17 protein-coding genes are annotated in these 20739 nt (G+C 29.7%); 4 read left to right on the plus strand and 13 right to left on the minus strand.

Annotated elements, in window-relative coordinates:
* Positions 1–70 precede the first annotated feature (70 nt).
* A complete protein-coding gene (locus tag H8S20_RS08905) occupies positions 71–1636 on the plus strand; it encodes a ClC family H(+)/Cl(-) exchange transporter (protein WP_186860054.1) in 1566 nt (521 codons plus the stop codon).
* Positions 1637–1685: 49 nt separating this feature from the next.
* On the opposite strand, the gene H8S20_RS08910 is transcribed toward H8S20_RS08905, so the two are convergent.
* Positions 1686–2432, minus strand: a complete 747-nt coding sequence (locus H8S20_RS08910; RefSeq protein ID WP_032117603.1) for a sulfite exporter TauE/SafE family protein — start codon at positions 2430–2432, stop codon at positions 1686–1688.
* A gap of 157 nt (positions 2433–2589) precedes the next feature.
* A complete protein-coding gene (locus H8S20_RS08915) occupies positions 2590–3150 on the minus strand; it encodes a zinc dependent phospholipase C family protein (protein WP_186859899.1) in 561 nt (186 codons plus the stop codon).
* 210 nt (positions 3151–3360) lie between these two features.
* On the opposite strand from H8S20_RS08915, the gene aspD reads away from it, so the two are divergent.
* Complete coding sequence (gene aspD, locus H8S20_RS08920) at positions 3361–4992, plus strand: aspartate 4-decarboxylase (protein ID WP_186859900.1); 1632 nt, start codon at positions 3361–3363, stop codon at positions 4990–4992.
* A 287-nt stretch (positions 4993–5279) separates the two neighbouring features.
* Here the strand turns inward: aspD and H8S20_RS08925 are convergent, their stop codons facing one another.
* Positions 5280–6311 carry a MerR family transcriptional regulator gene (locus H8S20_RS08925; RefSeq protein ID WP_051986785.1) on the minus strand — a complete coding sequence of 344 codons (1032 nt, stop codon included), beginning with the start codon at positions 6309–6311 and terminating at the stop codon, positions 5280–5282.
* Between the two features lie 219 nt (positions 6312–6530).
* Here H8S20_RS08925 and H8S20_RS08930 point away from each other — a divergent pair, with 219 nt between their 5' ends.
* Positions 6531–8318 (plus strand): FAD-dependent oxidoreductase, encoded by a 1788-nt coding sequence (locus H8S20_RS08930; protein WP_186859901.1) that lies wholly within the window; start codon positions 6531–6533, stop codon positions 8316–8318.
* Positions 8319–8399: 81 nt separating this feature from the next.
* Here the strand turns inward: H8S20_RS08930 and H8S20_RS08935 are convergent, their stop codons facing one another.
* The 6 genes from H8S20_RS08935 to H8S20_RS08960 form a co-directional block, all read right to left on the minus strand.
* Positions 8400–9023: an HAD family hydrolase gene (locus tag H8S20_RS08935; RefSeq protein WP_032117600.1), complete on the minus strand. Its 624-nt coding sequence runs from the start codon at positions 9021–9023 to the stop codon at positions 8400–8402.
* A gap of 157 nt (positions 9024–9180) precedes the next feature.
* Positions 9181–9573: a DUF3887 domain-containing protein gene (locus H8S20_RS08940; RefSeq protein WP_032117599.1), complete on the minus strand. Its 393-nt coding sequence runs from the start codon at positions 9571–9573 to the stop codon at positions 9181–9183.
* Positions 9557–10360: a YhfC family intramembrane metalloprotease gene (locus tag H8S20_RS08945; protein ID WP_186859902.1), complete on the minus strand. Its 804-nt coding sequence runs from the start codon at positions 10358–10360 to the stop codon at positions 9557–9559. Before H8S20_RS08945 ends, H8S20_RS08940 begins: the two co-directional genes overlap by 17 nt.
* A gap of 34 nt (positions 10361–10394) precedes the next feature.
* A complete protein-coding gene (locus H8S20_RS08950) occupies positions 10395–11777 on the minus strand; it encodes a PH domain-containing protein (protein ID WP_186859903.1) in 1383 nt (460 codons plus the stop codon).
* A 3-nt stretch (positions 11778–11780) separates the two neighbouring features.
* Complete coding sequence (locus H8S20_RS08955) at positions 11781–12161, minus strand: GntR family transcriptional regulator (RefSeq protein ID WP_436231593.1); 381 nt, start codon at positions 12159–12161, stop codon at positions 11781–11783.
* A gap of 183 nt (positions 12162–12344) precedes the next feature.
* Positions 12345–12938, minus strand: a complete 594-nt coding sequence (locus H8S20_RS08960) for a GNAT family N-acetyltransferase (protein WP_186859904.1) — start codon at positions 12936–12938, stop codon at positions 12345–12347.
* Between the two features lie 269 nt (positions 12939–13207).
* On the opposite strand from H8S20_RS08960, the gene H8S20_RS08965 reads away from it, so the two are divergent.
* On the plus strand, positions 13208–13954 hold the full coding sequence (locus H8S20_RS08965) for an FAD-binding oxidoreductase (protein ID WP_032117595.1): 747 nt from the start codon (positions 13208–13210) through the stop codon (positions 13952–13954).
* A 134-nt stretch (positions 13955–14088) separates the two neighbouring features.
* Here H8S20_RS08965 and H8S20_RS08970 read toward each other — a convergent pair whose 3' ends face one another.
* From H8S20_RS08970 to H8S20_RS08985, 4 genes are all read right to left on the minus strand, one after another.
* The gene (locus tag H8S20_RS08970) at positions 14089–14976 is read right to left on the minus strand and encodes an ROK family protein (RefSeq protein WP_032117594.1); all 888 of its coding nucleotides are present in this window, start codon (positions 14974–14976) and stop codon (positions 14089–14091) included.
* 39 nt (positions 14977–15015) lie between these two features.
* A complete protein-coding gene (locus tag H8S20_RS08975; protein WP_032117593.1) occupies positions 15016–15813 on the minus strand; it encodes a MurR/RpiR family transcriptional regulator in 798 nt (265 codons plus the stop codon).
* A gap of 62 nt (positions 15814–15875) precedes the next feature.
* Positions 15876–18488, minus strand: a complete 2613-nt coding sequence (locus tag H8S20_RS08980; protein ID WP_186859905.1) for a glycoside hydrolase family 38 N-terminal domain-containing protein — start codon at positions 18486–18488, stop codon at positions 15876–15878.
* 81 nt (positions 18489–18569) lie between these two features.
* Complete coding sequence (locus H8S20_RS08985) at positions 18570–20552, minus strand: fructose-specific PTS transporter subunit EIIC (protein ID WP_186859906.1); 1983 nt, start codon at positions 20550–20552, stop codon at positions 18570–18572.
* Positions 20553–20739: the final 187 nt, after the last annotated feature.

A 20739-nucleotide genomic window follows, 5' to 3' on the forward strand; every position in this document is an offset into this window, starting at 1 on the left:
ATCCTTTTTAGAATTTTATTATTTCATTTGCAAATACTATATATTATTTGTTATGAAAGGTACGATATTTATGCATAGTAATAATATTGAAGAAATACTAAACCACAGAAAAAATATGCATCTTAAACTTGTTGTTCAAGGTATTTTAATAGGATTGATTACCGGATTAGTAATAGTATTAAATCGTATATTAATAACTAAGTTTTTTAGTGTCTTTGAAGATTTTTATAGAAATTCACGAGATAATATCTATGAAACAATTATAGTTTTCATTACAGTTTCCTTCTTTGGATTAATAACTGGATACATGGTTAAAAGGGAAAGTATGATATCTGGTTCTGGTATTCCTCAAGTTAAAGGTAGGGTTATAAATAAAATAAGTGTTAACTGGTTTAAAATATTAATTTATAAATTTCTAGGTGGATTAATTTCACTGTCTGTAGGCTTATCGGTTGGAAGGGAAGGTCCTTCTGTCCAAATGGGTGCATCAATAGGAGAAGGGTTAGCTAATAAATTTGTTGAAAAGCTTCATGCTAAAGAGGAATTCTTAATTACTGCCGGTGCTTCAGCAGGTTTAGCTGCAGCTTTTAACTCTCCTTTAGCCGGAATAATCTTTGCTCTCGAGGAAGTCCATAGAACATTTTCTCCATTAGTGTTATTACCTGCTATGTCTGCCTCTCTCACAGCAGATTTTATATCAAAAAACTTTCTTGGTATGGAGTCTGCCTTAGATTTTAATGTACTTACACCTTTACCTTTACATCTTTATTGGTTACTGGTTGTATTAGGAATAGTTACTGGAGTTTTTGGAGTTATATTTTGTAAAGGTATTTATCTTTTTCAAAATTTATATGGAAAATTCAAAAGTATACCAATTCAGTTTAAAGTTATGTTTCCTTTTATGGTAACAGCTATTGCAGGAATAATTAGTCCAATACTTTTAGGTGGTGGCCATGAAATAATTGTTCACCTAGCTGCTGCTAATAATTCAATTTCTCAATTATTAATTTTGTATATAATAAAGTTTTTATTATTGCTTATTTGTTTTGGTTCAGGGGTACCTGGTGGTATATTTTTACCTATGTTACTTTTAGGAGCATTACTTGGAAAAATCTTTGGAGACATTTCAGTTAATTATTTAGGTATTAATAGTATTTATGTACTTAATTTTATTACCCTTGCTATGGCTGGATACTTTGTTGCAGTAGTTAAGGCTCCTATAACAGGAATAATATTAATAATGGAAATGACAGGATCCTTTAGCAATCTTCTAAGCCTTGCTGTAGTTGTAATAATAGCTTATCTAACATCTGATATCTTAAGAAACGAACCAATATATGAAAAATTATTAGAAAGATTTTTAAATAATGTAGGTGTAGCGAATCACCTCGATAAACACGATAAAACATTTATGGAATTTGTAATTGAGATGGATAGCACAGTTGAAGATAAACTTATAAAAGATATTCCTTGGCCAAAAGATTGTCTTTTAGTTGCTATAAAAAGAGGGGATAGTGAAATAATACCTAGAGGTAATGTAAAACTTATTGCCGGTGATTATATAATAGTCTTAGTAGACGATCATAAAACTTCTGAAATCTATGAACAAATAACTGCTATAACTTTGGCTGATTAAAAAATCGTGGTAGTTATCTAAAATAAAAAAGAGTGCTCTAGGCACTCTTTTACATCATCATTAATATTCCTGAAATAAATAAAGCTACATATACAAACTTTGTAAATGAATCCCCTTTTAATTTTTTATGTACTATATTACTTACTACTATAGCGACAATTACAAATACCATGGTAACTAAAGACATTGTCACTATGCCAGGGGTTATTTCACCTCTAAATATATTTATAGAAAGCATAATTGCATTTAAGGTAGCCCATAAAGCACATAATGTAGCTCTAAAGCTTGATTTATCCTTTATATTTGAAGTAGCATAAACTACTACAAAAGGCCCTCCACAAGTAAATGCTCCATGTACTATTCCCCCAAGGAAAAGTACAATACTATGTATTATTTCTATATACTTACTCTTAGCTTTCTCTGTTTTTTCTTCAACTTTTTTTCTACCATCATATAATCCTTTTATAGCTACAATAATCATAAATATGCCTAAAGCTACTTTTAAAGGTCTCTCTGGTAATGATGAAAATAACCACATCCCTATAGGTAATCCTAATACCATTAATGAGGTTATCTTAATAAATTCCTTTTTATCAATGTGCTTAAAATCTCTTATTGCTATTACTACAGAAGCTATTAATACTACTATAGTCATAACAGGTACAGTAACTTTTAGACCAGCTATAGCTGATGCAATAGGCAACGCCATAATTGTTCCACCAAAGCCAATAAGACCTTCAATAAAGTATGCACACATTACTACCATAGAAAATGATATAACTTGACTTAAATCCATATCTTATCCCCCAAACTTCTCTATTAATAAATATAACCCTAGTGAGTATACCATCAAAATTTGTAAAAATAAATATTCTTTTGAAATATTGTGCGTAAAATTTTAATTGTAAATAAAAAAAATACAAGCCATTTAATTAAATGACTTGTGCCCTAAACTATGCAATAACAAGTTTCCCAAAATATACTTGAGTCATATATAATAAATGACAAGTAGTCTTTATTGTAAAATATATATCATTAATACAATCTTCATCTAAGGAAACATATTCTTCTCTATTGAGAGTTAATTCTTCTAAATAATCTCTATCTTTTTTTAAATCCTCTAGTACATTTTCAAAAATTTCTTCCCTATATCTTAAAATATTTTTTAGTTTCTTATGCAATGTTATCTCATACATAAAATGTTTACCCATATCTTTTCCATAGTATTCTTCTAAATGGTATTTACAAAAGCAATCAGCTATATAATGAGCTATTCTACCTAAAGTAAATGAAATTTCATCAATAGTCATATCTCCATTTTCAATAGCTTCCTTATACTCTGCCATCTTTTCTTTTGATACGGTATAAGTATGATTTATTTTATTTTTTCTCTTGTGAAGATCTGGTTCAATACATCCATATAAGAATTGTCTCTTATTTAGCATTAAATCATATTTCTCATTACATAGGTTAAAACAGTACTGACCTATAATTAAATGCGTATTAATTAACATTTTCAAATCCCCTCCCCGCAAAGCAGGTATCAATTTTGATTATATCAATAATCTTATTATACACTATTAAATCAAATATTTATTAATGTAATTGCTGGCAATAATATTTATTTTTTTCTTCTACACTTTATTTTAAATTTGTTATAGAATATAGAAATGAATAAATTATTAATAATTAAACTATGATTATTATATAAGGAGATATGTGTTTTGGATACAATATTAACTAAAGAACAACTTTCTAGAATATATGGAAGAATTAGTCCTTTCGAGTTTAAGGACAAGCTTATTTCTATAGCCCAAAAAAATGGTACAAAGATTTTAGATGCAGGTAGAGGAAATCCAAACTGGACAGCTGCTACACCTCGTGAAGCATTTTTTACTTTTGGCCAATTTGCAGTTCTAGAAACTCAAAGAACATGGAGTAAAGGCGACCTTGCTGGAATGGTTCAAAAAGAAGGTATTGCTGATAGGTTTAAAGAGTTCTTAAACTCTAACACTTCTACTCCAGGAATTAATTTATTAAAAGATATATTAGATTATGGAATAAATACTTTAGATTTTAACCAAGATGATTTTATTTATGAGCTTACAGATGGAATAATTGGTGATAACTATCCATTCCCAGATAGAATGCTAGTACATATAGAAAAAATAGTTCATGACTATTTATTAAGAGAGCTTTGCCAAGATAAAAAATTCGAAAACGAATTTGACGTTTTTGCTGTTGAAGGTGGAACTGCTGCAATGTGTTATGTTTTTGATTCACTAGTAGCTAATTCACTTTTAAACCCAGGAGATAAAATTGCTTTAATGACACCAATTTTTACTCCATATTTAGAAATCCCACATCTACCAAACTATAACTTTGAAGTTATAAACATTCATGCAAATGAAGTAGATGATGAAGGATATTCTACTTTCCAATTCCCAAAATCAGAATTAGATAAACTAAAAGATACAGATATAAAAGTTTTATTTGTAGTTAATCCAAATAACCCTGCATCAATAGCTTTAAGTAATGAATGTAAAGAAAATCTAATTGATATTGTAAAGAATCATAACCCAAATCTTATGATTATAACTGATGATGTTTACTGTACCTTTGTAGATGATTTTTCTTCAATAATTTCAGATTTACCATATAATACTTTAGCTGTATATTCACTTTCAAAGTACTTTGGAGTAACAGGATGGAGACTTGGTACTATAATGTTAAGTCAAGATAATATATATAATAAGCTTATAAGCGAATTACCTGTTGAAACTAAAGCTAGGCTAAATGAAAGATATATGCATTTATCTTTAAAACCTGAAAATATATCTTTTATTGACAGAGTTGTAGCTGATAGTAGACAAGTTGCATTAAATCATACTGCTGGACTTTCTACTCCTCAACAGGTTCAAATGGCATTTTTCTGTGCCTTTGCCTTAATAGATACTAATAACAATTATAAAAGTTTAACTAAGGAGATATGTAAAAATCGTAAAAAGCTTTTATTTGATGGACTTGAATTAGAATTAAGAAACCAACCACATGATGCTGCTTACTATACAGAACTTAACTTATTAGACTTAGCAAGAGAAAAATATGATAATGGATTTGCAGAGTACTTAGAAGCTAACTATAGACCATTAGACATAATCTATACTTTAGCTAATAATTTCTCTATCATATTATTAAACGGAGATGGTTTTGCTTCTTCAGAATGGTCATTAAGAGTATCATTAGCTAATCTTAACGATGATTCATACTACATAATCGGTAGTTCAATAAATCAAATGTTAGATAACTTATCAACTAAATACAACTTAACAAAATCAATAAAATTATCTATTTAAATAAGTTTCTCGCTACGCCTACAAATAGAAATGTTGCCTTCGGCAAGAGAAACGTGTAGCTAAAGCTGCGGAGAAATATTTTGCTTACGCAAAATAGAAATGTATGTCTTCGACATAGGGAAATGTTCAGCAAGCTGAAGAGAAATATGTGGCTAAAGCCACAGAGAGGCATATGCCTACGGTATAAATATTATATCTGTTGCAAGCATATTTTTCTTCACCAAAGGTGAATATTTCTCTGTCAGAATGACATATTTCTCCTAGCGTTAGCTAACATCTAATTCTTTCTAGTTTTCTTCATTAAGTAGCTCTTTTAGTACATCTAATTTTACTTGAGTAAACATACTATCTCTAAATGTATATATACATATAAACTGAGAATGATTAAACATTTCAATATCAAACTTATTATCTAAAGCTAAATTTAGTTTCTCTAAAACATCTTCTTCTTTGATTCTCATGTATACAGTTTGTGCTATTTTATCCATATTATCGCTATATCTTTTGAATATAGGATTATATTCCCCTAACAATTTACTACCTTTATTTATGAAAAAATATAATGTAGGAATTAAAATAGGATCATATACTAATTTCCAATATTTTTGAAGTTCCACATTATTAGCTAACTCTAAACACCTATTATAAAGTTCTTCTTCATAAATATGAAACTCTTCTTTAGTTATATTAGCTATTTTTTTACTAAACTTATATTGTTCTATAGAGGTTTTCTCTATCTGCTCTGGTGTTAATAAATAAATTAACTTTTTAAGATAGCTTAAATTATTTTCTAATTGTAATTCAAGTTCATTCGAAATCTTTTCCCACAAAAAATTATGATATTCGCTAGATTCTATATCTGTAAATGGTGCACACAACAATATTGCTATCATTCTAGAGTCTACATTAGGAAAATACTTTTCTAAGAACAAATCATTTGATATTTTTTGTCTTTCTAATATATCTAAAGGTATTTCAAGATTTTTAGGTGTCGCATTAGCTGGTATATCTTCAATTAGTTGATAACTTGTTTGTAACTGACTTATATTCTCATATAAACTTTTTTTAATATTATTTATTTGTCTATGAATAAAGAAATTAGTTAGTGTTGGATAAAAAAATAAATCCTTAATATCTTGAATAGACATACCAATATTTCTTAATGAAATAATTATTTTTAATTTTCTTAAATCTTCTTCTGAAAACTCATAATATCCATTATCGATATTCTTTGTAGGTTCTATAAGTCCTTCTTTAATATAAAAATATACTGCTTTTTTGCTTAATCTTGTCAACTCTAAAATCTTTTGTAACTTCAAAACCTGTCCCCCCTAATTTCAGTCCCCTAAGGTAACACTTTTTTGTATATGTTTACTTAGATATTAACACTTTGTTAAAAAATAATCTATACTTTTCTTTTGTAAACGCTAATTTTGTCGAAAAAAAATACATTTGACATTCCTCTTAGGGTATCTGATAGAATTATTGTGAAATAAAAAACAAAAACATTTTTTGATAATTTAGGGGGAAATAAAAAAATGAAAAGAGCTTTATGTTTATTATTAACGTCTTTAGTTCTTGCTTCTACAGTTACTGGTTGTTCTAGTAATGGTAAGGATGGAGCTGCTAGCAAAGGGTCAAACAAATATACTCCAGGTGTTTATACAGCTACTACACAAGGAATGCATGGTTCTGAAATGGTAGTTGATGTAACTTTCGATGAAACTTCAATAACAGATGTTAAGGTTGTTAGTCATGGAGAAACTTTTGGTATTGGATATGGAATGGATACAACTCCAATCGAAGTTATTCCTGGTCAAATAGTTGAAACTCAAAGCTTAGATGTTGATTCAGTTACAGGTGCTACTTTAACTACAACATTTATAAAAAATGCTGTTAAGGATACAGTAGTACAAGCTGGGGGAACTGTTGAAAACTTAGCAACGAAACCTGAAGCAACTAAAGGTGAAGATCAAACTTATGATGTTGATGTTGTTGTAGTTGGTGGTGGTGTTGCAGGTATATCTGCAGCAATCGAAGCAGCAGCTAACGGAGCAGATGTTTTAATACTTGAAAAGCAAGGTATAGTTGGAGGAGCTACTACTAGATCTGGTGGTAAACTTATGGCTAACGGTACTGAAATTCAAAAAGCTGAAGGAATCGAAGATTCAAATGAATTAATGTATGACTACCTAAAAGAAGTAGGTGGAGATTTAATAGATGATGAAAAATTACACGGATTCGTTGATAACTCATTAGACACATACAACTGGATGACTGATATGGGAGTTAAAGTTCAAGATGTTGAACCTATCCACTCTTCATTAACACCTTATAGAGTTCATAATACTCTTGGCGGTGGCGGTATGACTGATGGTCACGGTGGACAAATTATAGTTCCAATGATGAACAAGTACAACGAATTAGATGGAGATATAGTTTACAATGTAACTGCTAACGAATTATTAACTAATGATAAAAATGAAATCGTTGGTGTTAAAGGTTTAGCTAAAGACGGTAGCACAGTAACTGTTAATGCAAAATCAGTTATTATTGCAACTGGTGGTTACGCACAAAATAAAGAAATGATGGCTAAATACGCTGAGTTCACAACTGGTTACTCATCTCAAGTTCCAGCTGGTAACGTTGGTGATGGTATAACTATGGCAGAAGCTGTTGGCGCTCAAATATTCAATAGTCCATCTACTCAAACTGTTTATGTAAGCTACACTTGTGGTGTTGGTATAAATGAAGAGTCAGGTCTTATAGTTACTGAAGATGGTAAGAGATTTGTAAATGAATATACTTACCAATATCATGTTGGTGATGCAATGCGTAAAGAAAACAGTTCAACTGGATACTATATAGCAACAAGCAACGATCCAACTCCTACTGTTCAGTACGGAATGTCTTTAGATTCAACTGTAAGCGCTGATTCTATAGAAGAATTAGCTAAGCTAATCGAAGTAGATCCAGCAACATTACAAGCAACTGTTGATAGATACAACGAGTTATGCGAAAAAGGTGTTGACGAAGATTTCGGAAAACCTGCTGATAAAATGTATCCAATTAAAGGTGACAAATACTACGCTATAAAACTTAACCCAGCTGTTACAGTTACATTTGGTGGTATAGTTACTGACATAGAATCAAGAGTTTTAGATGCTAACAATACTCCAATTAAAGGATTATACGCTGCTGGAGAAACTGCATTTGAAGGATTATTCGGTACTGAATACCCAGGATGTGGTGTTGCAATCTCTGCTGGTTCTTACTATGGAAGAGTTGCTGGAGAAAATGCAGCTAACGAAGCTAAAGCAAACTAATTAATTTAAATTGCCCTAAAAATATTTTTCATTATAAAACACCTAGCTTTGCTATTATAACGCACTGCTAGGTGTTTATTTTTATATTATCTTCAATATATCTACTGGATTTTCAAATTCATAATCAGCTTTAATTCCAGTTGTATCTATAGCTCCCCATAAAGCTAGTCCAAAATCCATTCCTGCTGCTTTTGTAGCCTTATAATCTGATATAGTATCACCTATATACATACAATCTTTAGGACTAACCTTTAAATTCTCAGCAACCTTTAATAAAGGTTCTGGATGTGGTTTATGATTTTCTGTATCATCTGCTAATACAACGTTCTTCATATACTTATGTAATCCTGTTTTATGAAAATCTATCTCATATTGCTTTCTTGTTTTTGAGCTAGATATTCCACAAAGTATTCCTTCATTTTCTAAAGATACTACTACATCTTCAAATCCATCGTATAGTTTAGCACCTTCTTCAAACTCATTTACATATTTTACCCATTTATCATAAGCACCATCAATATCTTTAACCCCTAAATCTTCCAAGGCTTTTTGCCCTGTATAAGCCATATATTTAAGTAATTTTTCATAACTAATATCTTTATTTAGCTCTTCTTTTACAACTCTTTGTAATGGTATAATGTTCATTTTCTCAGTATCTAACATAGTACCATCTAAATCAAATATAATACATTTGTATTTCTTCATATTTATCCCTCCAATATTCTCAAAGTTATATAATTATTTTACCATGATAGTATAAAATTTCACTACTTCAAACCATTAATCACATTACTATACTTCAATAAAAAAAATTAACCTATATTATAAAATAGGTTAATTCTCCAAAGCAATTCTTTACTCTTTACTTCATATATATTCCAGACAACTTCATTTCCTTATTAAATGATAACGTAAAAGTAACTTTCTTATTTTCATATTTTGCATTAACAATATCTACTGCATAGCCATTTTTTTCTGCAAGAGTTTCTTTTGATATAGAATCAAACGCACCTATATCTTTACTAAAGCTTTCCCAAGTTTCTTGTAGCTTGTTATCAGGTAAGGAGTTTTTTAATTCCTCACTACTATTCTCTAAAATACCTTCATAATTTTTATCATTTAGTTTATCAATAACATCTTCTGCCGCTGCTTTTACCTCATCTTCATTATAAGCATCACTTAACTTTCCAGCGCTACACCCAGTAAGCATAAATAAGCATAACATAATCACTAAACTTTTAATAAACTTTTTCATTTTCCTTCACCTCTTTAAAATTCTCAAAACTCCCTTTAAATCTAATTATGCTGACTAATAGTATTACTGCAAATACAGCACATATTAACTCAACTACATGTATACTTGCTCCTGCCTGTTGTGCTACCACCACTGTTGTATCTACTACTCCATGCGCTAATATAGCCCAAAGTAAATATAAAGTTTTTTTCCCTTTATTTACTCCGTATAACACAAGCATTGTAAAGCCAATATGCATTATAACTGCAGATATTCTTTCTATTCCACCATATAATACCATCATACTACTAGTTGAAGAAAAAGTCCATCTTACAGTCTCTTCACTAGCTCCTACTAATGCTTCATTGAATGTACCATTATTCAGTGTAAATAATACATATAAATTTTGAATACTTGATATACCTGCAAAAATAATTGCTTCTATTCCTCCATGGCCTAACCCAAAAGCTAATCCATCATACCATGATCTATTTTTCTTAAGACCTACTTCAAAACCAACGAACCTTCCTACTTCTTCAAATATCCCTGCTGTTAATCCTAAAAATACAGCATACAATAACGGATTTAATACCATCATATTATAAAACCAATCCATTTTTGATAGAACTCCATTTAACAAAGGTATTCTTAACAATACCTGCGAAACTAAAAACACTAAAGCTCCAATCAAAAATGGTTTTACTAGTTCCCTTTTCTTTATTGAAAAATATATTAATATACCTATTGGGACTCCAATAGCTATAAGTATATTCACAATAAAACTGATTATTAAGCCCATGTACTCCATTCCCATCCCCCCTATTTAGTTGATTTTTCATTTATTATTTAGAATTTTCTGTTAGCAATTTATAGTATTTATTTGTTTCTTCTTTGCTTGTCCCACTAATAAATATATATTCACCATCTTTAAGCTTTACTCTAATAAATTTATTATTCTTATCGTATATATACAATCTACAATTACCATAACCTTCAACATTAAAATATCCTATAGCGTATTTATCTGTAGCTGCTCCATTAGTTCTTAAATTTACTTTAATAGAATCAATAATTTTAATTTCTTCTATTTCATCTACATTGAAATCAAAGCTATAGCTCGGTGCTTCAATTTTCACTATCTGATTTAAAACTTCTATACTCATTTTTTTAAAATCTAATCTTAATGTCATTATAGATACTCCTATTATGAGTATAGCTGCAAATATATAGGATCCATAAAATATTCTTCGACCTTTCTTATTTCCTAAGTTATAAGTCATTTTGTATCCAACTCTAGGCTCTACAATATATCTTGTATCATTAGGATTATTATATATATCTCTAAACCAATATTCATCATTATCTACATAAATAGGATTGCTACTTGTACTTATTAGTCTATTTTGTTCCTCTGTTACTTTATTATTTATGTAATAAATACCTACTAGTATCACAGTCATAGGTATTACTGCTGATAATATAAGTAAAACTACACTATTACTATTTAAAGTCATTGGTAAAAATACAAATATCATTCCTATACTTTGAACTGTAGCTGCAACAACAGTTCCCATCGTCCACATTCTTTTATAAATCAAGTTATAAGCTATATTGACCTTTGAATCTTCACTATAAATTTCTGTAGGCTTCTTACAATACAATCTGTAAAGTATCATAAATGTTATGGTTCCAACAAGTCCTGTAGAGGCTGATATTAAAAGCCCAAAACTAAAATCCTTATTTATAATAACCATAATTATTGGAATAATTGATATTATCAAACTCGGAATAAACCATAAAGGTGATACTGGCATCTTATCTTTAAGCCTTGTAACCTCCGTATCTATAGTTAAAAGTCTAGCTTGAGAAATAAACCATTCATTCTCTCTTTTAAGAGTTTTTAATCTTTTATTATATTTTCCAAATAGCTTATAGCTTAATATTTCCATAAAGAATATCCATACAAATAAATATATCATTTTCAATGATGGGTAATTAATAATACTTATAGGAAAAAATATTATAATACCTATCAAAAAAAATCTTTTATTACCTTTTTTGTATTCATCTACAATCCTCAATACCTCATTATTTTTAATCTCTGAGTAAGGCAATGTAACTCCAAGTACAACTCCATTTTTAACCTTAGTCGCTGTATTATTGTCAAAATAAAATGCTATTAATGCTATTAAAATAGCAGATCCTAATATTAAATCTAATGTCATACCCTACGCCTCATTTCCCACTGTATTTAAACCATTCATATTATTAAAAATATCCTCACACATTTTCATAAACTCTTTATAATCAATTCCCTTAAGAGCAGATTCAGCAATTATAAGCTCTAGCTCCTGTTCTACTTTTTCTCTAAACTCTTTACTAGTGTCTAAAGCTGGATTAACCTTTGCTCCATGCCTTCTATCAATTTCAATATAACCTTCTGTTTTTAAAATGTTATAAGCTTTATTTACAGTCATCATATTTACACCAATATCATCAGCCATCTGTCTTACCGTTGGAAGTCCTTGTCCTCTCTTTAACTCTCCTCTTCCAATCCCCATAACAATCCTATTTCTAAGCTGTACATATATTGGAATATTACTTGTCATATCTAATTTTAAAATCAAAAATCTCACCTTTTCTTTATATACTTTGTATTACTAATTATAATACAAGGTATACAATTGGTAAACATTGATTGTAGATATTTTCCCAATTTATTTGTAAAAACGCATTACTTCTAAAAAATAAAATGCTCTGTTATTAGCATCGCATAATAACAGAGCTCTATATTAAACCATCTTAACCATTCGATATAGGTTATGTGAAAAATATCTTTCTTCTTTTTCTAATTTATAGTCTAATTTAGAATAAAAGTTTATAAGGCTTTTATCTTTTGCCAATAATGAACACCTTTTATACCCTTGCTCTTTAGCCATTTTCTCCGCTAAAATCATAAGGGATTTTCCGATACCTTTTCCTCTTACCTCCTCACTAGTTGCAAGATTAGCTACATATATTTCATGATCTTCACACTCGTCTAACCTGGAAGCTAAAATAATATCTCTAATAAACTTGATTTTTCTCATTACTCCCTTTATAGACATAAATAATTTTATACTTGTAGTAATATCTAGCATCGGTATATCATCACTCTTTAATAATATTATAGCTCCACAAGGTTTACCATCTAACTCAGCTACCTTTATATTTTTATAATAATATCTAGAACCTTCTACCTTAACTAAATAACTAATCCTGTCTAGAATTTCCTCTTTACTGCCTTCACCCCATTCATGCTCCGGATCATCTTCCGTGACATAAACTAGCTCGGCTATAATGGGGGCATCACATTCTGAGGCATCTCTTAAATTTAAGTTGTTCATAAATTATCATTCCTTCTTTTTAATCTTTTATCTTTGTTATTAGTATAGTCTTAGTTTCTATTAAAATTAAGGCCTTATAGTCCCTTAAATAAGTACTTTTATGTTATCTTTTTATTCTTACATGCAGATATTATTAATATAAATGTACTAATACTAGATACCTAAAATCTTTATTATTGGAATAATATTCAAAACATCTTGACTTTTTCTCGCTATTTATAGATAATTATTATTAGTTAATAATAAAATTTATAGGAGGTTATATTAATATGATTAATGGTACTTGGAATGGCTTTAGAGAACTTGTTCTAGTAGATAAATCAGAAGTATGCCCTGGAATAATTTCTTTCTATTTTAAATCAAAAGACGGAGGTAAACTTGCAAAGCACACTGCTGGTCAATTTTTACCTTTTAAAATAAAAACTGATAATCCTAAATACAAAGATGTTATTAGAACTTATAGCTTATCAATGTTTCCTAATGATGAACTATATAGAATTAGTGTTAAAAAAATTGATGGTGGTTTAATAAGTACTTACTTACACGAAAATCTTAACATTGGTGATTCTATAGAGGCTATGATACCAACTGGATTATTTACTATAAATAATGGTTCAAAAAATATTCCTCTTGTTTTAATATCTGCTGGTATAGGTATTACACCTTTATTATCAATGCTATATGAAGAATCTGCTACTAGAAATAACATTCAATTTATTCAAGCAGTTCAAAATTCAAGCATTCATCCTTTCAAAGAAGATATAGATGCTATAGCAAAATCTAGAGGTATTAAAAATACAATCTTTTACTCTAACCCTCTAGAAAATGATAAATTAGGTATTGACTATGATTATACTGGATACGTTAGTAAAGAATATCTAAAAGATAATGTAGATTTAAATTCTGATTTCTATTTCTGCGGACCACCTCCATTTATGAAGGCCCTTGAAAATTCTTTATTAGAGTTAGGAGTTCCATCAGATAGGATTCATTATGAGCTTTTTAGCAATAATTAAGATATAAATATTATTATAAAATAAATACCACCAGCTTAGCTGGTGGTATTCTAATTTAATTATGTACTAACTATAATATTTTTATGTTTGCTTTTTATAAGTGTTTGTAATATTTACGTTCTACTAAAAAATCCTTATTTATCACAATATTCACTTATATAATTAGCTAATGCTCCTACTAAATTCGCATCTTTTTTATGTGTGCAAGTAGAAATATTAGGTGTTATACATTTAATATCAATTTTATTTATTATATACTCTAACTTATCTCTTAATTTATCGATAAAGTCCTCTCTATCACTTATAGATCCACCTAATAATATCATCTCTGGGTCGTAAATATGTTGAAGATTAAATATACCTCTTGCTAGATTTAAATAAAAAGTATCGATTGCCTGCATACAGAATTCATCTCCATTTTCAGCAGCTTCAAATACCTTTTTCCCATCCCAAGAATCATCATTATAATGTTTTCTAACTTTTCTTACAAAAGACATAGTTGACGCATATTCACTGAAGTTAACAGGTCTACCATTATCATCAGTCATTAACATATATCCAAACTCCCCACCAAATAAATTTTTACCTTTATGAATTTTGCCATCCTTAACAATAGCTCCACCGATGCCTGTCCCACATACAACAAACATCATATCATCAACATCTTTTGCTGTTCCTGAAAATACTTCAGCTAAAGCTGCGCAATTAGCATCATTTTCAATGCTAACTTTAAGGCCTGTTCTATCAAATAGTACTTCCTTCCAGTTAGGTCCATGAATACATGGTACTGCGCTATCTCCTCCAACTATTCCACTTTTGCTATCAACTGCCCCTGGAGCACTTATAGCTATACCTTCAATATCATATTCTTTTTTAACTTTTTCAATCCATTCTACTATTGCATCAATAAATTCATTTAATTGATGTGATACATATAAAGTATCATGATCTAGTAAATGACCAAATTTATCTCCCACAGCAACTTTTATTGAAGTTCCACCAATATCTAAACAAGCATACATCTTTAAATTCTCCTTAAATATTTATTATCTGAAAGTATTTTAATCATTATTGAAAACCTTTTCTGTAGATACCCACTGTTCAAGTACCTCACTATATTTCCTCACATAAAAATAGTGTATCAAATCTATTTGTATTAATATAGGAATTTGAGCTGATATCATTCCTGTTGATTCTTCCCCTGAAAGATTTGCAGTAATTAGCACAACATCAGCATTTTGAGTTAAAGTAGAGTTAGGATTCCCTGTAATAACAATTAATGTTACGCCCTTATTTCTAAGTATCTCAGCACACTTTTCTAAATGCTTATTTCCCCTTAATGTAAAGATAAATGCTAAGTCGCCTTTCTGTAAGACTTGGCATGCCACCTCAATAGCAACTTTATCATGTATGACCTCTATCAACTTTCCAGTTCTTGAAAATCTAAACTTAAAATCTTGAGCTGCTGTTGCACTTAATCCTTGAGCAAATATATGCATAAATCTATATTCATGGATATATTTACATATCTTTTCTACCTTTTCTCTATCGAAACAACCATCTATATGACTAAATATTTTAAAATATGAATTTTGTAAATCTGCTGATATATTATTTACATTTAGGTTACTGTTATCTTTCAAATGTTCACTATATAAATAAACTAATTCTTTATAATTACTTAAACCTATCTTTTTACAAAATCGTGTAATAGAAGCAGGTGAAACACATAAAGTCGTAGCTAGTTCACTTATGGGTAGTGATGGGTTATTTTTCAGGAAATAATCAGCAATTTGTTCCTCTACATATGTAAAATTCATCTTCGCATGATTTATTCTTAAAATAATCTCCTTCTCCATATATCCCCTCCATATTATCTAGTTTACAGTTTAACTTTAATATGTTTCACCTTATTTTGCAACTATATATTAATCTTTAATGTTTTTACTTCACCCTTGTTAAATCTACCAATATCAATAGCTCCATCAATAGCTACCTTCTCTGAAAGTTCTCTATTATTCATATTTATCCACTGATAGCTTGATCCATTATTCACTGTTATTTCTCCAGCACTTTCTATAGAATCATTGCAGTTTAACAACCTAATAGAGTAAGACTTTTTATCTATTGGCATTATTGATGTAACAACTATATCCTTTAAATTATCGCTATCTACAATGCCTTCAACTTTATTTAGCTTTTCCTTTAAAGGATGCATAACAAAATATTTTAATGTATTTGTAAATCTATTTATTTCTTGAACTTGATAGTTTGGAACTGATACAGAATAACTCTTCCATAGTTTGTTAATCTTTGCAATATTGATATTATTATCTAAAACTATAGCAAACTTAAATTTCATTTTTTGAATTAACTGACTATCTGGAGTTTCTATATATCTAAATTCATTTCCTGATGCAACTCCTGGCCTTCTTATCAGATCTGGTTTTCCTAAGAACCCAACTCCTCTAAATAAAGTAAGTGCAATCTTAGAATTATCTAGTACTTCATATTCTTTTATTCCCTTAGCTAACATAACTGCTGATGATTTCTCATCTTCAATACCAACAAAATGAAGCATTGGATAGATTGGTGATGGTTCTTCTCTCCAGCCAAGTTCTCTCCAGTCATCTATATGTGCTGGTATATTATCTCTTCTAATCGTTCCAAAAGGTGTATCTGTTAAGCTCTCTTCACTTATTACATCACTTTTAAATACAACTCTCATCCTATGATCATAAGCTTTGTTATCTATCTCCAAATGACATTCAACAACAGCTTTATCACATAGCGATATCTTCAGCTCATATGGTATTTCTGTATTTATAACACCATTTTCTCTATCCTCTAAATTGCTCGGTACTGTGAATATCCCACTTAACCTTAACTCTTTATAAAGTTCGCCTACTGTAGATTCACATACTGCTTCCTCAAAGGTTAAATTATATCTTATATCCTTTTCTGGAGGAGAATAATCATACGTATCCCCATCATCTCCGGACTCTTCAATATATAAACAATTCTCTAAAGTTTTATTTCTAAATTTATCAGTTATATTTATCTTTCCATTTACAAAAGAAACTTTATAGAAGTTATCTTCAATCTCATATGTGTTAATCTTATCTTCTAGCATATCCTCATCTATTTCATTAACCTTCAATACTTCTATACTTAAAGGTGATAAATTACACTGAATAATAATATCCCATACATAGTAATATAAGTTTTCATCATAAAGACTTTCATCCTTCTTAATACTACCTGCATATTCTCTTACTTTACCTAATACTTGGTAATTAATTAAGTTGCCATTCTCATCTCTTATCTCAAAGCTTTTAGTTTTAGTAGTTAAAACTACCTTAACATTTTCATTTCTACTTACTGATAAAGTATTAAATAAAATCAAATTATTCTCTTCTTTATTTTCTAAAGACTCACTTATCTTTCTTACAATATAATCATAAGCTGAATAAGCTAATTGATCAGCTTCAATAAGTCTTGATAATATACTTCTATTAGTTTTATCACTATTACATCCACAAGCACTATCATGAGCATGATTCATAAGTAGCTTTTTCCAAATCTCCTCAAGCATTTCAGTCTTAGGATCTAATCCCATATTTTGAGCAATTACCATAAGTGGTTCTAACTGATGAATTAATTTTCTTTCAATTTTATCATTTAAATACTTTAAATCATATCTTGATGAATAAATTGACCTATGTATTTTTGAATTAGATGGACTTATAAATTCACCTTCAACTTCTAGCAAATCTTCTTCCTTTTCTAATTCTTCAAAGAACTTTTCACAAGTACTTTCAACATACTCAAATTTATTTTTAGTTCTATCTTGATAATACTTAATTCTTTCTTTTAAGTTAAAATCAACATATCTTTGATCTCCACCTACAGGTAATAATATATTTTCTGTTGCTGAACCATCTAAAATAGTTTCTTCAACAGCATCAATATCATCATTATAAATTAAATTACCTCCATAGAAGTAACCATTCTTTATGTTATATACTAAAAGAGAACTTCCATCTTCACTATTCCATTTAAATTCTCTATTCTTGCATATATCCTTTGCAACACCTCTCCAAAAGATACTTCTTTTTATATCAAATCCATTCAATATCTTTGGTAAATCCTTCGTTTGGCCAAAAGAATCTGGTAAATAACCAACCTTCATATGTCCACCAAGCTTATTTGCACTTTTTATACCGTATAATAAATTTCTAACTATAGATTCTCCATCTATAACTAATTCATCTGTTTGAGTATACCAAGGTCCTATTATTAATTTACCAGCTTGAACTAATTTACTTACCCTATCAAAATTACTTGGAGCAAACCTTAAATAATCCTCCAATATACTTAACTGCCCATCTAATAAATAATTCTCTATTACTTCATTTTCTAGTGCATCTATTACTTCATCCATATGATATATAAGCTGTATGATGGATTCATTTGAAGTGAAGTACCACTCACAGTCCCAGTGAGTATGGGAATAAACATGTATTCTTTTCAATTTAAATACCTCCTTCATTATTGAAAATTCCACTGGAGTATATAATTATCTCCAGTGGTCTTTTTATTTAAAGTTTACAAATTAAAAGTCTATCTTTGAAACTAAGTTATATAGCTCTTTCTTGTCAGTTTCTTTAACTATTGTATTTCTAAAATTATCATCAACTAATTTAGTTGCAATAGAACTTAATATTCTTAAATGATTTTCAGCTCCATCTTCTGGTATTGTTAAAGCAAAAGCTGTTGTAATTTTGCTTCCATCTAAAGAATCCCATTCAATTGGATTTTTAAATTTTACTAAAAATACTCCTGGACTTATAACAGTTTCATTTTTACTATGAGGAATAGCTATCCCATCATTAAAGCCTGTAGTAGCTTCTTTTTCTCTTTCTTTTAATCCATTATAGTAAGCAATTTCATCCTTTACAAAGCCGTGCTTTTTAGCAATACTTGCAATAAACTTAAATGCTTCATCTTGAGTCTTTGAGTTTTCATCAACATATATATGATTCTCTGTAAATAATTCTCTTTCTTCTCTTACTACTGTTGCTGCAACTTCGCTTATAGTCGTAACCTCTTCATCTTCTTCAGTTAAATCCTCATTTTGAGCTACAGGCTTTCTCCAGAAGCCTATAATTAAAGCTGTCACTACTATTCCTGCAAATGTACATAATATCCAAGTTAAGAATGGAATAGGTTGTTCAATATAACCTATAATAGTTCCTAATGGAGAACCTATACCACCATAGAATTTACATCCAGTTATAGAAACTAATCCACCTGCTAAAGCTGATCCTGCAACTGATGCTGTAATCATCTGAACAGGATTAGATGCTGCGAAAGGAATAGCTCCTTCTGTTACTCCTACCATACCCATACCAAAAGCTGAACTTGCTGATACTCTTTCGTCTTTTGTAAATTTATTCTTAAATAATACTGATGCAAGCCAAATACCTAATGGTGCAACTGATATAGCTGCTTGTGCTGCTGTACCTGGCACAAAGTTTGCATTTTCTATACCAAACTTAGCAACAGTATCTGTAAATACTGCAGTACCAAAAATAAGTGCTGTTTTATTAACTGGTCCACCAAAGTCAAATCCGATCATCGCTCCAATAATTGCACCTACTATAAATGGAGCACTTGAATAAGTTTCATTTAAATAAGTTAATCCATTATAAAGACTATCCATTAAACCAGCTATTGGCCCACCAATCATGTAAGTTACAATAACCATTATTATAAACGTTGAAATAACAGGAATTATCATTATAGCTAATAGTGGTTGTACTATCTTTGGCCATTTTATTTTCTTTAATCCCTTTACTAAATACCCAACTATAAATGCAACTAGTATTGCTCCTAAAAAGCCTCCTCCAGTTTCAGTTCCTAAATAGGCCGCATCATTTACAAGATATGCTCCTATCATAGCTGGTGCAATTGCAGGTTTATCCGCTATAGAATTAGCAACAAATCCTGCAAATAGTGGAATCATTAATTTGAATCCAATTTGTCCAACCTCAAAAAGCTTAGACATAAAGAATCCTAATTGAGTAGAAGTATCAAATCCCCAGTTTACTATTTGACCAAGTTCATTCTCCTGGAACGCAAATATATTCGCAATTGCTAGTAGTATACCTGCTGCTATAACCATAGGAGTCATGTAAGATATACCACTCATTATATGAGTAACAAATTTATTTTCTGTCTTACCTAAAGTTACTTTACCAACTTTTGTTCCCTTAGCTCCGAAAACTGTTGCTTCATCATAAGCTCTTTGTATAAGTTTTTCTGGAGCTTTTATTGCATCTATAGACTTAACCACTAGAACCCTTTTCCCTGAAAATCTCATTAAATCTACATTAATGTCAGCTGCAATAATTACTACATCGGCATCTTTTATATCTTTTTCTGTTAAAATATTTTCTGCTCCAATAGAACCTTGTGTTTCTACCTTTACATCATATCCTTTTTTCTTACCAGCTTTAGTTAAACTCTCAGCTGCCATATATGTATGTGCAATACCTGCTGCACATGCTGTTACTGCTACAATTTTTTTATTCATGTATAAGCACCTCCCAATTACATTTACAAGTATGCCATCCATTATTACCTATGTAAACCTTTTATGAACTTTTAGGCTTAACTTTCTTAAATTAATTATATTTTGAAAATACTTTCATTTTTCGATATACTTTTCCATAAAATTTATATTATTTTTTCTTTTTTATCAAATTAAAATCTATTAACCC

Source organism: Clostridium hominis, assembly GCF_014287825.1.
Lineage (GTDB): Bacteria > Bacillota > Clostridia > Clostridiales > Clostridiaceae > Clostridium > Clostridium hominis.

Bases quoted from the DNA above. Each gene is read 5' to 3' on its own strand.
- H8S20_RS08905 (WP_186860054.1), top strand. From the start codon at position 71: ATGCATAGTAATAATATTGAAGAAATACTAAACCACAGAAAAAATATG.
- H8S20_RS08910 (WP_032117603.1), bottom strand. From the start codon at position 2,432: ATGGATTTAAGTCAAGTTATATCATTTTCTATGGTAGTAATGTGTGCA.
- H8S20_RS08915 (WP_186859899.1), bottom strand. From the start codon at position 3,150: ATGTTAATTAATACGCATTTAATTATAGGTCAGTACTGTTTTAACCTA.
- H8S20_RS08930 (WP_186859901.1), top strand. From the start codon at position 6,531: ATGAAAAGAGCTTTATGTTTATTATTAACGTCTTTAGTTCTTGCTTCT.
- H8S20_RS08935 (WP_032117600.1), bottom strand. From the start codon at position 9,023: ATGAAGAAATACAAATGTATTATATTTGATTTAGATGGTACTATGTTA.
- H8S20_RS08940 (WP_032117599.1), bottom strand. From the start codon at position 9,573: ATGAAAAAGTTTATTAAAAGTTTAGTGATTATGTTATGCTTATTTATG.
- H8S20_RS08945 (WP_186859902.1), bottom strand. From the start codon at position 10,360: ATGGAGTACATGGGCTTAATAATCAGTTTTATTGTGAATATACTTATA.
- H8S20_RS08950 (WP_186859903.1), bottom strand. From the start codon at position 11,777: ATGACATTAGATTTAATATTAGGATCTGCTATTTTAATAGCATTAATA.
- H8S20_RS08955 (WP_436231593.1), bottom strand. From the start codon at position 12,161: ATGACAAGTAATATTCCAATATATGTACAGCTTAGAAATAGGATTGTT.
- H8S20_RS08960 (WP_186859904.1), bottom strand. From the start codon at position 12,938: ATGAACAACTTAAATTTAAGAGATGCCTCAGAATGTGATGCCCCCATT.
- H8S20_RS08965 (WP_032117595.1), top strand. From the start codon at position 13,208: ATGATTAATGGTACTTGGAATGGCTTTAGAGAACTTGTTCTAGTAGAT.
- H8S20_RS08970 (WP_032117594.1), bottom strand. From the start codon at position 14,976: ATGTATGCTTGTTTAGATATTGGTGGAACTTCAATAAAAGTTGCTGTG.
- H8S20_RS08975 (WP_032117593.1), bottom strand. From the start codon at position 15,813: ATGGAGAAGGAGATTATTTTAAGAATAAATCATGCGAAGATGAATTTT.
- H8S20_RS08985 (WP_186859906.1), bottom strand. From the start codon at position 20,552: ATGAATAAAAAAATTGTAGCAGTAACAGCATGTGCAGCAGGTATTGCA.